9 protein-coding genes are annotated in these 14588 nt (G+C 71.4%); 1 reads left to right on the top strand and 8 read right to left on the bottom strand.

Translation table 11 applies throughout. From position 1 onward, the window contains the following. Nucleotides 1–77: 77 nt before the first annotated feature. From IC607_RS15815 to IC607_RS15800, 4 genes are all read right to left on the bottom strand, one after another. The gene (locus tag IC607_RS15815) at nucleotides 78–1307 is read right to left on the bottom strand and encodes a CDP-glycerol glycerophosphotransferase family protein (protein WP_370526311.1); all 1230 of its coding nucleotides are present in this window, start codon (nucleotides 1305–1307) and stop codon (nucleotides 78–80) included. 64 nt (nucleotides 1308–1371) lie between these two features. Continuing rightward, nucleotides 1372–2616, bottom strand: coding sequence for a CHAP domain-containing protein (locus tag IC607_RS15810; RefSeq protein ID WP_191788360.1), 1245 nt, complete (start codon nucleotides 2614–2616; stop codon nucleotides 1372–1374). Further along, nucleotides 2583–3770 (bottom strand): CHAP domain-containing protein, encoded by a 1188-nt coding sequence (locus tag IC607_RS15805; protein ID WP_191788359.1) that lies wholly within the window; start codon nucleotides 3768–3770, stop codon nucleotides 2583–2585. The genes IC607_RS15810 and IC607_RS15805 overlap by 34 nt, the downstream gene beginning before the upstream one ends. A 48-nt stretch (nucleotides 3771–3818) precedes the next feature. Next, nucleotides 3819–7172, bottom strand: a complete 3354-nt coding sequence (locus IC607_RS15800; RefSeq protein WP_191788358.1) for a CDP-glycerol glycerophosphotransferase family protein — start codon at nucleotides 7170–7172, stop codon at nucleotides 3819–3821. A gap of 112 nt (nucleotides 7173–7284) precedes the next feature. Here IC607_RS15800 and IC607_RS15795 point away from each other — a divergent pair, with 112 nt between their 5' ends. Further along, nucleotides 7285–8310 carry an acyltransferase family protein gene (locus IC607_RS15795; protein ID WP_191788357.1) on the top strand — a complete coding sequence of 342 codons (1026 nt, stop codon included), beginning with the start codon at nucleotides 7285–7287 and terminating at the stop codon, nucleotides 8308–8310. On the opposite strand, the gene IC607_RS17945 is transcribed toward IC607_RS15795, so the two are convergent. From IC607_RS17945 to galE, 4 genes are all read right to left on the bottom strand, one after another. After that, a complete protein-coding gene (locus IC607_RS17945) occupies nucleotides 8287–9996 on the bottom strand; it encodes a phospholipase D-like domain-containing protein (protein ID WP_191788356.1) in 1710 nt (569 codons plus the stop codon). The genes IC607_RS15795 and IC607_RS17945 overlap by 24 nt on opposite strands. 232 nt (nucleotides 9997–10228) lie before the next feature. Further along, nucleotides 10229–11239 carry a glycosyltransferase gene (locus IC607_RS15785; RefSeq protein ID WP_191788355.1) on the bottom strand — a complete coding sequence of 337 codons (1011 nt, stop codon included), beginning with the start codon at nucleotides 11237–11239 and terminating at the stop codon, nucleotides 10229–10231. Nucleotides 11240–11289: 50 nt separating this feature from the next. Beyond that, nucleotides 11290–13353, bottom strand: coding sequence for an acyltransferase family protein (locus IC607_RS15780; RefSeq protein WP_191788354.1), 2064 nt, complete (start codon nucleotides 13351–13353; stop codon nucleotides 11290–11292). A gap of 119 nt (nucleotides 13354–13472) precedes the next feature. Continuing rightward, nucleotides 13473–14474: a UDP-glucose 4-epimerase GalE gene (gene galE, locus IC607_RS15775; RefSeq protein WP_191788353.1), complete on the bottom strand. Its 1002-nt coding sequence runs from the start codon at nucleotides 14472–14474 to the stop codon at nucleotides 13473–13475. Between the last annotated feature and the right edge of the window lie 114 nt (nucleotides 14475–14588).

Genomic DNA, 14588 nt, shown 5'->3' with positions numbered 1-14588 from the left:
TGAATCCGATCGTCGGGCTCGTCGAATCGCCGGACTCCGTCCTGTGCCGTCAAGCCAGGCCCGGCGTTGCGTCGATCCTAGTGTTGGGTGCGTGACCGTCCCTCGAGCACACCAGCTCGCGCGAGGACGAGGTCGTCGGCGGCCGTCAGGAAGCGTGTCATCGACGCGCCGGCACTGGTGTCGCCGAAGTATCGCTCGGCCACCTCCTGGAGGGTGGCGCCCCCGTCGACGAGGGCAGCGACGACGAGGTCGACGATGGCGCGTGCGTCGCCCACGTCGACCAGCGCGAGGGCGTCCACGAGCGGCGAGCTCTCCAGGACGGCGTCCGACGAGGCGGGCCGGGTCACGAGAAGCGCCCGCCCTGTGGCCAACCAGTCGTAGGCGACCGCGGAGATGTCGGTGATGCAGACGTCTGCGGCCCGCAGGTGCCAGCCGAAGGCGGTCTTCGTGTCGACGAGGTGCATCGCGGAGGGGTCGGCGGAGTTCGCGCGCTCGATCAGTCGCGCCACGTCCGCGTGCGCCCCCCGGATCTCCTCCGACTGCACGCCCGTCCGGGGGTGCGGTCGGTAGACGACGCGGAACCGTGGGTCGGCGAGCAGCGCGGCGACCATCGCAGGCCCGTGCGACGCGACCGACGAGTAGCTCATGCTCGGCCGGTCGCCCTCCCAGGTGGGGGCGTAGAGCACGACCGTCCGGCCGTCGTCCGGCAGGTCCGGGCCGTCGTACTCGACGTCCACCTGCGGACGTCCGATCCTGACGAGGCGCTCGGGCGGTAGGCCGACGATGTTCGCGGCGATCCGGTCGACCGCGGCCTGACCGGCCACCATGACCGCGTCGTATGCCTTGAGCTGGTTGGACACCATGTAGGCCTTGTCGGACTCGCCGTGCGAGACGAAGACGTGCGCGGGCTCGGCGAACCGCATCGCGGAGAAGTTGTTGGCGTTCTGGTTCACGTAGAGCATCAGCGTGACCTTCTGCGTGGCCAACCACTGCTCGAGCTCGGCGATGTTGCGCATCGGTACCACGGGCACGGGGCACTCGGCCAGCAGGATCCGAGTGGCGTCGGGCTCGCGCGACACGACGACCACCGCGTGGTGGGCCGCCAGGAGGCGCAGCGGCTCGTACCACTGCCGCACCTGGTAGAGGTTGACGGCCGTGTCCGGGAAGTAGACGACCACCTCGACCGTGCCGGGCGGCACCGGCACACGACCGGGCAGCAGGCGGGCGACGGCCCGGGCGTCCCGGCGTCGTCGGGCGTACGCGCGTCCGCGACGTGCGATCGCACGGACCTCACCGGCTACGGGCACAGCAGGACTCCTCAGGGTCGGGGCGGTCGACCCAGCGTAGTGGCGACGCCGAGCCCGCCGGCGCTCACCAGTCCGGCTCCGCGTAGAACAGCACCGACGACACGCTGCGGGTGTGGATGTACACGCCCCGGTCGTCGGTGAAGACCGAGCCCTTCGACGAGTTCCCCTCGATGGCGCGCACCTTGCCGCCGCTCACGGAAAGCACCACGCCCACGTGGCTGGCCGTGTTCGGGTGCGCCGTCTTGAACGCGAAGAAGGCCAGCGTCCCCGCGCGGGGTCTGTGCGTCTTCGACGACGGCTTGTACGTCACCAGCTCCTTCTTGACGGAGCTGACGAGCCCGGCGAACGTCGTCCGCTTCGGTACCAGGTCCGGGTTCCCCGACGCGGCGGCCACCCAGGACTGGAAGACGCCGCACCAGGCGTTGTGCGCCCCCACCCAGGTGTTGTACTTCGAGTGCCGCCACGACGGCTCCGCGTACCCGACCTGCGAGCGCGCGACCGCGAGGTACTGGGCGCGGCGTGTGGTGCCCGCCTGGTATCGCGCGAGCTTCGACGCCGAGCTCTGGTAGGCCGCGACCTTGCTGAACTGCTGCGTGCACCCCGAGTCGATGAGCGTGCAGACGGCGTCCTTGCGCGGGACGCCGAACGTCTTGCGCACGCCGCCCGTGGACACCAGCCGGTCCCGGATCTTGGCCGGCACGAACCAGGTACGCATCTTCCCGCCGCGCACCACCTCGACGAGCATCCCCTTGGTGTAGTTGCGGTAGCGCACCGACGTCACCGACGTGTCCCCCACCGCCTTGCGGGCCGTCGCGCTGAGACGGACGGTCTTCGCCTGGGCGGTTCCGAGGCGCGAGCCGAGCTGCTTCGCGCGCGCCTCGAGGGTGCGGTCGCCCACGGTGTACTTCACGGTCACGACCGTGCTGCGCTTCACCGCCGTCGACGAGGTCGCCACGACGCGGACGAGGTACTTGGCCGTGTGCGCGGACGGCGTGTACGGGATGCTGTAGCCGCCGGACGACGTCGTCGTCGCGCGGGCGACCGTGCTCCACGTGCTCGAGCCGGACGGCTGCCGCCGAAGCTCGACCTTCATGGCCTTGCCGGCCTTCGTGCCCTTCTTGACCGACCCGGTGAACCAGAGCGACTCCGACCACCGGAACGACGTGGCGCTGGGCTTGAAGGTGACCTTCACGGTCGCCGCCTGGGCCGCGGGTGCGAGCAGGACGGCGAGCATCGCGAGCGCGACGAGCGCTGCACCGCCCGACAGCGGTCGCCTCAGTACGACGGGTACGCGTAGAACAGTGCCCATGATCGCGGCCGCTCCTTCTGGTAGACGCCCCGGCCGTTGCCGTGCGAGCCCGGGGTGCTGGTGTTGGCCTCGATCGTCACGATGGTGGACTTCTTGACCGTGACGACCATCCCCACGTGCGTGGCGGCCGTCTTCCCGTCGGAGATGGTGTCGAAGAACACGAGCGAGCCGACCTTCGGCGTCCTGCCGAGCTTCTCGTGGGCGCGGACGTCCTTGAGGAACGCGGCCCAGGACGCGTGCTGCGGGATCGCCGCCCGGTTGCCCGACGCGGTCGCGGCCCACGACTGGAACACCGAGCACCACGCGCCGACGCGGCCCGCCCATACGTTGTACTTCGAGTGGTTGTACGTCTTCTGCTTGTACCCGACCTGCGACTTCTCCGCGGCGATGACCTCCATCATCCGTCCGGACCCGAGCGCGACGGACGCCTTCGTCGTGTTCTTGTTGTCGTAGATCGCCCCGTGCTGGAAACGCTGCACGCAGCCGCTCTCGATGAGCCCGCACTTGGGGTCGGCCAGCGGCACGCCGAGCGCACCCTTCGGACCGCCCTGCTTGCGGTACGCCGTCAGGATGTCGCCGTAGACGAACCACGTGCGTACCGTCCCGCTGGTCCTGGTCACCTGCACCAGCAGCCCGTGGGAGTGGCTGCGGTAGGTCACGGCCTTCGTGCCGGACACCTTGGCCTTGACCGCCGAGGACGTGGCCTTGCCGGCGTGCGAGCCGAGGGCCTTCGCTCGGGCCGCGAGCGTCCGCGCGCCCACGGTGAGGTCGACGCGCCGGGCCGGGCTCGAGTCCCCCGCTCGGGTGGCGGTGGCGAGCGCCCGCGCACGGTAGGTGTACTCCTTCGTCGGGCGCTGCCGGACCGTGAAGGTGCCCTTGCTCGACGTGGTCGTCGTCGCAACCTTGGCCCACGACCCCGACCCGAGCCGACGCTCGACCACGACCTTGCGGGCCTTGCTCGCCGAACCGCCCGACGTCACCTTGCCGGTCAGCCACACCATCTCGCCGTACCGGATGTGGGTCTGGCTCAGCGTCAGCGTCGTCGTGCTCGCGCGCGTCGCGGCGTGCGCCGGGCCGACGCCCAGACCGGTCGTCACCAGTGCCGCGACCAGCACGGCCACCACGCGTCGGGAACGTCGTCGTCGCTCGTCCATCGGCACACGGTGCCAAGCGAACGCCGGTCGCGCAATCGGAGCGGACGATCAGCCCTGCTTCGGCACGCTCAGGTCGTCGCGCTGCGAGCCGATCACGTCGCCGAAGAACGCGTCCAGGACCCGGTCGCTCGCTCCCCCGTCGTCGAGCGGACCGTACGTGCGCCGGAAGTCGAGCAGACGCTGCCCGTAGGCCGGCCAGATGCCGTCCAGCCCGTCGAGCGTGTCGATGAGCTCGGCGTTCGTCTGCGCGATCGGCCCCGGGACCTGCGAGTCGTAGTCCAGGTAGAAGCCACGCAGCTCGTCGCGGTACTTGGGCAGGTCGTAGGCGAAGAACACCATGGGTCGGTCCAGGGCCGCGAAGTCGAAGAACAGCGACGAGTAGTCGGTGACCAGGACGTCGCTGGCGAGCATGAGCTCCTGGACGTCCGGGTAGCTCGACGCGTCCACGACGAAGGGGCTGTCCCGGAACCGCTCCGGCAGCGCGTCGCGGACCAGCTGGTGGAAGCGCACGACGAGCACGTACCGGTCGGACAGCCGCTCCTCGAGGCCCGCGATGTCGATCTCGAGGCGCTGCTTCCAGTGCACGCCCTGGCGCTCGTCGTCGCGGAACGTGGGCGCGTACAGGATGACCTTGCGTGGGTCGTCGGCCAGACCCAGGCGCCCCCGCACGCGGGCGGCGCGCTCGTCGGCACCGGGCCAGGAGAAGACGTCGTTGCGCGGGTAGCCGACCTCGAGCACGTTCCCGGTGAACTGGAAAGCGCTGCGGAACGCCTTCGTCGCGTACGCGCTCGCCGAGAGCAGCACCGTCCAGTAGCTCGTCAACCTGGCCGCACGCTTGTGGTAGTCACCTTCGCGACCGACCATCTGCTCCACGTCGTGCTGCATGCGCTTGAGCGGCGTGCCGTGCCACGTCATGAGGAACTGCGTGCGCGGCGACTTGCGCATGGGCGCCGGGAAGTTCTGGTTGTTGACCCAGTACCGCGCCCGGGAGGCCACCCACCAGTAGGTGGGGCTGTGCCGGCGGATCTTGCGCGCGCGGGGGTCCGTCAGACGCGTCGTCGTGTTGTCCGCCCACACCAGCTGCAGGCCGTGCTCGCGCGCCGCCAGGCGCTCGTAGAGGTAGCGCGGCGCGTCGCCGTAGTGCGCACCACGGTCGCACTCGAACAGCACGACGTCGGTGCGCGGCAGTCGGCGGCCCACCCAGCCCAGCGCCCGCACGGCCCGGAAGTACATCGGCTTCTTGCGGAACCAGCGCCACACGAGCTGGACGTTCTCCGCGTTGCGCACGCGCTCGAACGCGACCTTGGTGTTCCAAGCGTGCGCGACGACGTGCTCGATGCGCTCGCAGTTGTGCTGGTCGCGGTGCGCGATGAACGCGTCGGCGTTCTCCTGGTGCTCGGGCTTCATGCGCAGGTCGTCGTCGATGACCGTGCGCAGGTCGGCCAGCAGCGTCGCCGGCGTCGTGGACACCGGGCCGGGCAGCATCGTGTCGAAGTCGATGTGCGGCGCGCGCGCCTTGACCAGCATCGAACGGTCGAACTGGAAGAACAGCACCGGCTTGTGCAGGTAGCTGAAGTCCCAGCACACGCTCGAGAAGTCCGTGATGAGCACCGCGCACGCCTTCAGCATCCGCTGCACGTCCACGTCGTCCTGGCGGATCACGTGGACGCGGTCCGACTCGAAGTGGTCCGCGTACTTGCGCATGTTGGGGTGCAGCAGGAGCTTGACCTCCAGGTCTGCCGCCGCGAGCGCGTCGTGCAGTCCGGGATCGTGCAGGAAGCCGTGCCAGTTCGCGTAGTAGTCGCTGGCCAGGAACGTCTCCTCCAGCATGAGCGAGTCGCGCCACGTGGGCATGACGAGGACCGTGCGCTCGTGCTCCACGTCGTCCGTGAACAGCGCGTCGAACCGCGCGAACCCGGCCACGCTCACCTGGTGCGGCCGGTAGCCGTAGTCCTCGACCACGATCCGCTTCTCGAGCTCCGAGGTCGCGATCCACCGCTCGGTCGGCCGCTCGGCCGTGCCCTGGCGCCCGTAGTTGAGCGTGACGTTCTTGTTGGCGGTGGGCCCGTGCTGCAGGAAGACGCGCACGCCGCGCGCCCAGCGGGCGACGCGGTGGTCCCGCGACGCGAGCAGGTACTCCGCGTGGTGCGAGCCGACCAGGCGCGAGGCCGCCATCGTGTACCGGATGTGCTCCCGGCTCCTCACGGTCACGACGTTGCCGTACGGCTCGAGCTTCGCCCGGTCGGGCGACGCCGCGTCGATGACGTAGTAGGCACGTCGACCGGGGCTCGTCGTGCGCAGGTGCCGGAACAGCTGGAACCCGTTGTCCTGCGCCTTGTACGGGACCTCACCGATCAGCCAGATCCGCGTGAACGGGCGGGTGAGGGTGAAGGCCCACCCGAACCGCGCCAGCCGGCACATGTATCGGTAGTCCTCGGTCCGGTACCGCTCGACGCGGTAGGAGACGTTGTGCGCGCGGAAGGTCGAATACGGGACGAACAGCGTGGTCTGCGCACCCTCGTCGGCGCTGACCGAGCGCATCCGCCGGCCTCGGTGGCCGTTCGGGACCCGGACGCGCACCCAGCGCTCGCCCGGCTCACCCGGGTTCGTGACGACGTGGAGGTCGACCGTCTCCTCCGTCGCCGGGAGCAGCGCGGCGAGCTCGAGGGCCGAGACGTGCCCCGTCACGCGGTGCACCAGGCCACCGTTCCCCTGCGTGCTCGCCTCGGGATCAGCTGTGACGGTCAGAGGGGCCGTGAGCCGCACACCCGACTGACGGCCCGTCGCGACGAGCTGCGCCGCCGCGACGACGACATTGCGGGTCGACAGCTCGAGATCGACGGCGATCTTCTCGTCGCCGTGCGCGAGCCGGTGCGTGAGCAATGCGGGCGACGCTTCCGGGGCGTCCCCTAACCCGATGGACAGGGCCCCGGTCCGGGAGCTCTGCACCACGGCCGTCGTCCCGTCGACGACCGTCTCGAGCCGACGCTGCGGCCGCTCGACGCGGTCGAACGGGCCCAGTGCGACCCGCCGCCGGACACCGTCGTCGCTCGTGAGCAGGAGCGTCAGATCGACCTCGTCCTCGCTGAGCGCGCCCTCGGCCCGCACCTGGTCGAGCGAGACGCGGAAGGCGAAGGCCTCGCCCTCGGCCTCGTTGGGGAGCTCGAACCCTCGACCGGCCCGACGAGCCCACACCTCGAGCTGTTGCACGCGCCAGTCCCGCGCCGCGTAGCGCCCGCTGACGTCCAGGTCTGCCCCAGCCAGGTCGTAGCGCAGCAGGGCACGGGCGTCAGGGCTGACGAGCCTGCGGACCCGACGTGCCGTGGACGCCGGCAGCATGCCCAGCACGACGCGGCCGGGCATCTCGACCCCTCGCCTGAGGATCCTCTTGACGTCAGCCACGCCTCTGCCCCTCGTCGATCCCCACCGCGGAAGGATAGGCCACACGCCCTGGCCTGACGGAATCGGTGGACGGATCTGGCGCAACCCACAGCCCGCACCTAGATTGCCACCGGTGGAGCAACCGGCGGACGTACGGGACGCGTACTGGGACAACGCGAAGGCCGTCCTCGTGACGCTCGTCGTGGTGGGGCACGCCCTGCAACCGGCTGCGGCCGCGGGGGTCGTCGCCGCCGACGTCGCCTACCGCTGGATCTACCTGTTCCACATGCCCGCGTTCGTGCTCGTCACGGGAGTCCTCACCGCCGAGCTCACGACGAGGCGCGCGGGACGGCTCGTCGTCGGCCTCGCGGTGCCGTACGTCATCTTCCAGGTGCTCCAGACGATCGAGGTCTCCGTGCTGCGTGGGCACGCGGCGCCCCTGCACGTCCTGGTGCCGCGATGGACGCTGTGGTACCTCGTCGCGGTCGTGCTGTGGCGACTGTCGGTGCCGCTGTGGCTCGCCCTGCGACCCGCCGTCGCCCTGGTGGCGGCGCTCGTCCTGTGCGTGCTCGGCGGTCTGGGCGGCGGGGTCGGCCACGCGCTCGCGCTGGACGACACGCTCGGCTTCCTGCCCTTCTTCGTCGCCGGTCTGCTGCTCCGGGACGCCGGCGGCCTCGACCGGATCGGGAAGGTCGTCGCGTCGATCGCGGTCCGGTGGCGCGTCGTGGCGGGCCTCGTGCTGCTGGCCGCGCTCGTCGTGACGGCCCTGGCCCGCGACGCCTTCAACCGCGCGGCTCTCCAGCCCGGATTCGCGACCGACGCGATCGGGACGACCGCAGGACGCGGGACGCTGCTGCGGCTGATCCTGGTGTGCGCCGCCGCCGTCACGACCCTCGCCGTCCTCGTCGTGATGCCCCGCGCCACGCACTGGTGGACGTCGGTCGGGCGGGCGTCGGTCTACGTCTACCTGCTGCACGCCCTGGTGCTGACACCGCTGCGCGACGAACCGGTCACGAGCGCTGCTCAGGCGACGCTCCTGGCGGCAGCGGCCGTCGCGCTGGCGTTCGTGCTGGCGACACCCCTGGTCCGTGGCCTCACCGCGTGGGCCGTCGAGCCTCGATGGGCAGGGATCGCGCTACGAGCAGCGGTGCGATCGTGACGCGATCGCGCGCCAACCGGCCTCGTACGACGACGCCATCGCCTTGATCCTCGCCTGCCATCCTCCGGACGCCTGCGCCGTCGAGAGCGTGAAGGTGCTGTCGTCGTTGCGCCGCAGACCCGACGTCGTCCAGTTCTGCGAACCGTCCGTCACCATCGCCTGCACGGTCCGGCCACCCACCGTGACGCCGCGATACACAGCGAACTTCGCGTGGGACAGCGTCACGCACCGCAGCGACGCACCCGTGTTCCGCACCTCAGCGAGGCCGGCACTCGACGTCCTGTACGCGCCGCCGTCGCTCATCAGCACGTCGACGTCGCAGCCTTCCTTCACGAGCCGGCGTAGCTGCTTGGTCACGGCGGAGATGCGTGAGCCGGACGCGATGTACATCGAGATCGACACGTGGGACCCCGGCACGCATCCGACCGTCCTCATGGTCGCCACCGTCTCGTCCCCCGAGCTCTGCGGGAAGAAGTGCAGCGTCATCCCCCGGCCCGGGTCGGTCGCCACGGTCGCCCTGACCTGCGACGCGGAGCACCGTGAGGTCGCACAGCGCCGCATCAGGTCGAACTTCGCGACGTGCGCCGCGTACAGCGCCTTGTCACCGTGGAAGAGGGCAGCGGTCTGCCAGTACTGGTGGAACTGACGTGTGGACCAGTTGGACGACCCGAGGATCACCGCGGGGTCCTTTCCCGGGGACCACCGCGTGTCACTGACCGCGAACACCTTGTCGTGCATCTGCGCCGCGTCCGCGGCGCGCGTGATGCATCCGCCCTTGCAGGTGACGACGTTCGCGAACCTGCGGAGCTGGCGGACCGTGGCGCTGGTGATCCCGCTCCCCTGCAGCTCGAGCACGAACCGCACGTGCACGCCGCGCTCGACGGCCACCGATCGCAGGGCCGTGAGGATCCGCGCGGGCTCCGGATCGTTCGCCGCCAGGATGTACGTCGAGACGCTGATCGTCGCCCCTGTGGCGGCCGCGCAGGCCGTACCGACGAGCAGCGACGACAGCTCGCGACCACTGCCGGAGATCGGCGTGTTGAAGCGAGCAGCCATGCCACCGACGGGAGCGGCGCCTGCCACGCACGCGTAGTGGCTCGCGGTGACCGAGCGGGAGACGCCGGCGTCCCGCCGCCCCGCCTCGGGCGCCACGACGCGCAGGAAGCGGCTCGACGTCCCCGCAGTCGTCGCGAGGGAATAGGAGCCGCGTGACGAGGTGTGCCCGGACCGAACCACGTGCCAGGTGGCCCCGCGCAGCTCCTCGAGCCGCACGGCCACTGCCGACGTGGTGCCGGCGACCGTGCCCGAGACGGTGACCACATCGCCCTTGACGAAGGGGCCGCCGGCCAGGGCGGCACTCACGTGGACGGCGTCGCGCGGTCTGATGCCGAAGACGCCCGACTTCGCACTCTTCACCTGACGAGTCGCCCCGACGACCACGCGAAGCCTCGCCGTCGCCTTCGCCGATCCTGCCTGGTACGTGACGACGAAGGCACCCGTGGACGTGGCCTTCACGGTGGCGACCTTGGCCCACTTCCCGTGGCTCGAGCGTTGCAAGGTCACCGCCGTGCCGGCCGGCGCGCCCGCGGCCCGGCCCCCGATCACGACACGCTCACGGTCCCCGTACGCGTCCGGCTTGCTGGTCACGACCACCTCGGGCACGACCCTGCCGGCTGCGCTCGCCACGGACGGAGCAACCGGCAGCAGGGCGCACGCCACGGACAACGCGATGCCCACGCCGGCGGCGCGTCGGACGAAAGGCCTGGTCGAGCGCGTGAGCGCACTGCGGAACAACTGATCCCCCTGGGGTGAAGCACGAGAACGTCCAGACGATGTCGGCATCTGCCGACCATCGCTCAAGGCAATCGCGAGGAATCACCTCGTGCGGTGCCTCACATGCGAGCTGCTCCTACGTTCGTCAGCGCCTGCGTACGCCGACCAGGTATCCGGCCCCCCAGGCCATGTGCATCGTGGTCAGCGTGGCGGGCAGCAGCACGAGGGCGCGTCCGGGCAGCGCCCGGCCCGCGACGAGCGCAGCGACGTGGATCCCCAGCAGGTAACCGAGCGGCAGCACGAAGCCGACCACCAGGACGCTGCCCGTGACCAGCCCGACGACGCCGAGCACGAGCCCGACCGCGACCAGGACCGCCGCCACCGGCGGAGCCAGGTAGCGCGCCGACGCCGTGCGCGGGTAGCGGCGGACCACCTCGCGTCGCCACTGGCCGGTCTTGTAGAACTGTCGAGCCAGCGCGCGGAACGACCCGCGCGGCCGGTACTCGACCCGCATCCTGGGCGTGAACCAGACCAGCGCACCCGACGTGCGCAGCCGCAGGTTGAGCTCCCAGTCCTGCGCTCGCGTCCAGTGCTCGTCGTACCCGCCCAGCCGCTCGAACGTGGCGCGCCGGAACGACCCGAGGTAGACCGTCTCCGTCTCCCCCTCGGCGCCCCCCGTGTGGAAGCGACCACCGCCGAGCCCGATCGGGTGCGACATCGCGAAGGCCACGGCCTCCTGAACGCCGCCGTCGCCGAGCGGCACCATCATCCCGCCCACGTTGTCGGCGCCCGTCCGCTCCAGGGTGTCGACGGCCACCCGCACGTAGTCCGACGGGAGCTGTGCGTGGCCGTCGGTGCGGACCAGGTACACGGCGTGGGGCAGGGCCTCGACGCCCGCGCGGACGGCGATGTTCAGGCCCTGCGGCGTCAGACCCGTCGGGTTCTCGACGACGATCACGCGGGGATCGGACGCCGCGATGGACGCTGCGATCTGCGCCGTCGCGTCGTCGGACGGCCCGACCGCGAGCGCGAACAGGAAAGGGCCCGCGTAGTCCTGCGCGAGCACCGCCGCGACGGCGGCGGCCAGGTCCCGTTCCTCGTTGCGGACCGTCGCGAAGACGACGACGGGCGGACGGGCGGGACTCGCGGCGGGCACGGCCGAAGGATAGGTCACGGCCGACGGCGCGTCCGAATCGCCGCGAACGATCAGCCCGACGGGAGCAGCGGGTCGAGCCGCAGCGCGAGGACGTCGGTCATCGACTCGACGAACGTCTTGGTCAGGTGGGACGTCGAGCGGTAGGTCAGGACGTCGCCCATCACCGCCGGGCACGTGCCGTCGGGGCAGATCACGTCGTTGAGGTCGACGACGTGGGCGCCCTCGACGAGCTTCGCAGCCTTCTTCTGCACGGTCGCCGTCGGAGCCTTGCTCGGGAAGGAGCACTGCGAGACGTCGTGCCTGTGCTCGGCGACGCACTCGTACAGCACGCCCGGCGGTCCCGGGTTCCCTGCCAGCGCCACCACGCCGATCCCCGCGTCCTCGAGGGTCTGCCAGCGGCTCGCGAGTGCGTCGACCATGGCCTGCGACTCGTACGGTGACGTGGGGTCGTCGGGGTCCACGAGCGCGCGGTTCTCCCGCTGGGTGGTGACGACCACGGCCGGCTTCGCGGCGAGCACCGCCGCCAGCACGTGGGTGTTCCACGTGCTGCAGTCCGGGAAGGCCTGCCCCTGGGGCAGGAGCAGCGCGCCGTCGCTGAAGGCGCAGGAGCCCTTGATGTAGGTGATGAGCCGGACGTGCTCACGCTTGGCGATGGCATCGAGTGCCGGCTGCCACTGCGCGGCCTTGGAGTCGCCGACCAGAGCCATCGTCCAGATTCCCGCCGGGTCGCCGTACTCGCAGACCCGGGCTTCGGTCATCCCGGCCCCGACCTGGCAATGGTCCGCGTAGATCTGCGGGACGTCCGCGGTGGCCTTGTCCGGGCTGGGGGTGATCGACACCGGGTCGTTGACGAACCAGTCGCCGCCCCCGTCGAGCACGTGCGCGCCCAGTACCTCTCCCGGCGCAGGCGCAGGGTCGGCCCCCAGGGACGGGAGCACGACGAGTCCGCCGCCCGCCGCCCCGACGAGCGTGCAGACCGCGCCGAGGACGAGCCCTCGTCGCGCCCGGGCCGCCACCCACGTCGACCTGCGGACAGGCGACTCCACGAGCTCGTGACACAACCAGGCCGGGACCAGACAGGCCGCGACGACGAGCAGCCCCGCGCGGGCGCTGAGCGGACCCCACCACGCCTCGGCGGCGATCAGCACGGGCCAGTGCCACAGGTACAGCGAGTAGGACAGGCCGCCGATCCAGACCAGGGGCGGCGCACCCAAGAGCCGGGCACCGGGCCGCGCGCCCGCCGAACCTCCCACGATCACGGCGGCCGTGGCGAGCACGGGGACCAGCGCGAGCGAACCCGGCCAGGCCGCCGTGCCGCCGTCGATCAGGAGCGCGGCGCCGGCGAGCGCACCCAGGCCGGCCCAGACCAGCGCTCGAGCGGCGAAGGCCGGCAGGCGCTGCCAGTGGGTCGCCCCCAGCGCCACCGCGCCGCCGATGGCGAGCTCCCACAGCCGCGTCGTCGTGACGAAGAAGGCCGGTGCCGGGTCGTGGTCGGTCTTCCAGATGCTCCAGACGAGCGACGGGACCCCGATCGCGGCGATGCCCACCGCGAGCGCGCCGCGCAACGACCGCCGGTAGCGGCGGGCGACCACCAGCACCAGCAGGATGACCAGGGGCCACAGGACGTAGAACTGCTCCTCGACGGCCAAGGACCAGAAGTGCTGGACGGGTGACGGGACCACACCTTCGGCGAGGTAGTCGACCGACCGGTCGGCCAGCCGCCAGTTCACGACGTAGAACGCCGCGGCGACGATGTCCCCACCCAGCACGGCGCGCTGCGTCTGGGGCAACCAGAGCCAGGTGACCAGGCTCGTCACGACGAGGACGAGCGCCGTCGCCGGCAGCAGGCGCTTGGCTCGTCGGGCGTAGAAGGCGGCCATCGACAGCCGGCCGGTCGACTCGACCTCCCGAACCAGCAGACCCGTGATCAGGTAACCGGAGATCACGAAGAAGATGTCGACGCCGACGAACCCGCCTGGGAGCTGGCGCACGCCCGCGTGGTACACGAGCACCAGCCCGACCGCGATCGCCCGCAGCCCCTCGATGTCGGCACGGAACCGCCGTGACCGGCCGGCAGGCGTCGCCACCACACGCTCGAGGGCTACCGTGCTCATCGTCGGAACGTCCTCCAGCGTCGGGATGGCCCCCGTCGTGGTGGCGTGCGAGAACGTATCCGCGCCGGGTGAACGGTGGGCGCGATGCACGTGAACGGTGGGCGACGAGGCCCGTTCCTTCAGCGGGCGGGGCGGATCGGCTCCACGCCTGCCTCGCGCTGCGCGCGCCACGCGGACCATGCGCTCGCGACGATGTCGTCGAGCCCGCGGCGGGGCTCCCAGCCCAGCTCGGTGCGGATGCGTGCGGCGGTCGCCACCAGGACCGCGGGGTCGCCGGGGCGGCGGTCGACGACCTGCGGCAGCACCGAGGTCCCGGTCGCCGACGCGATCGCCGTGAGCATCTGCGTCACCGAGACCCCCTGCCCCGCACCGACGTCGAACGTGTCGTACGCCGGCGCCGGGCGCTCGAGGTAGTCCAGCGCCGCGACGTGCGCGGCGGCCAGGTCGGCGACGTGGACGTAGTCGCGGACGCAGGTGCCGTCGGGCGTCGGGTAGTCGTCGCCGAACACGAGCGGCGCCTCGCCCCGCTCCAACCGGTCGAGGACCAGCGTCACGAGGTTGAGCACAGCCGGGTCACCCAGCTCGGGGCGACCGGCGCCGGCGACGTTGAAGTAGCGCAGCGACACCTGACGCAGGCCCCAGGCCCGCGCCGCCGCGCGGATCATCCACTCGCCCACCAGCTTGGTCTGCCCGTAGGGGTTGATGGGGTCGGGCCGGGCGTCCTCGTCGACGACACCGCCCGCGGGCTCGCCGTAGACGGCGGCCGACGACGAGAAGACGAGGCGGTCGCACCCGACGGCGCGCGCCGCCTCGAGCACGGCCCCGAGGCCGCCCACGTTCTGCCGGTAGTACCACTCGGGCCTGGCGACGGACTCCCCGACCTGCTTCTTGGCGGCCAGGTGCACCACGCCCGTGGCGCGGACGTCGCCCAGGAGCTGGGTGAGGCGAGCCGTGGCGTCGGGGGCCGCGAGATCGAATCGGTGCAGCGGGTGGTCGCCCACCCGGGCCTCGGACGCCGTCGACAGGTCGTCCACGACGACCACGTCGCGGCCCTCCGCAGCGAGCGCGTCGACGACGTGCGCCCCGATGTACCCGGCCCCGCCGGTCACGATGATCGTCACGGCCAGCACCATACCCATCCACGGTTACCGGAGCGGATCGTCCGCTTCGCGGCACCTGTGCGCTGATCTGCACAGATCCTCCACCGCACCTCACCCAGCAGTCCGCGCGTGGCG

Origin of the sequence: Cellulomonas sp. JH27-2 (genome assembly GCF_014837175.1) — a bacterium.
Lineage (GTDB): Bacteria > Actinomycetota > Actinomycetes > Actinomycetales > Cellulomonadaceae > Cellulomonas.
This window is presented reverse-complemented; position numbering and strand designations above follow the sequence as displayed.

Excerpts from the sequence above, each read along its gene's own strand:
- IC607_RS15810 (WP_191788360.1), bottom strand. The coding sequence starts at position 2,616 with ATGGGCACTGTTCTACGCGTACCCGTCGTACTGAGGCGACCGCTGTCG.
- IC607_RS15805 (WP_191788359.1), bottom strand. The coding sequence starts at position 3,770 with ATGGACGAGCGACGACGACGTTCCCGACGCGTGGTGGCCGTGCTGGTC.
- IC607_RS15780 (WP_191788354.1), bottom strand. The coding sequence starts at position 13,353 with ATGAGCACGGTAGCCCTCGAGCGTGTGGTGGCGACGCCTGCCGGCCGG.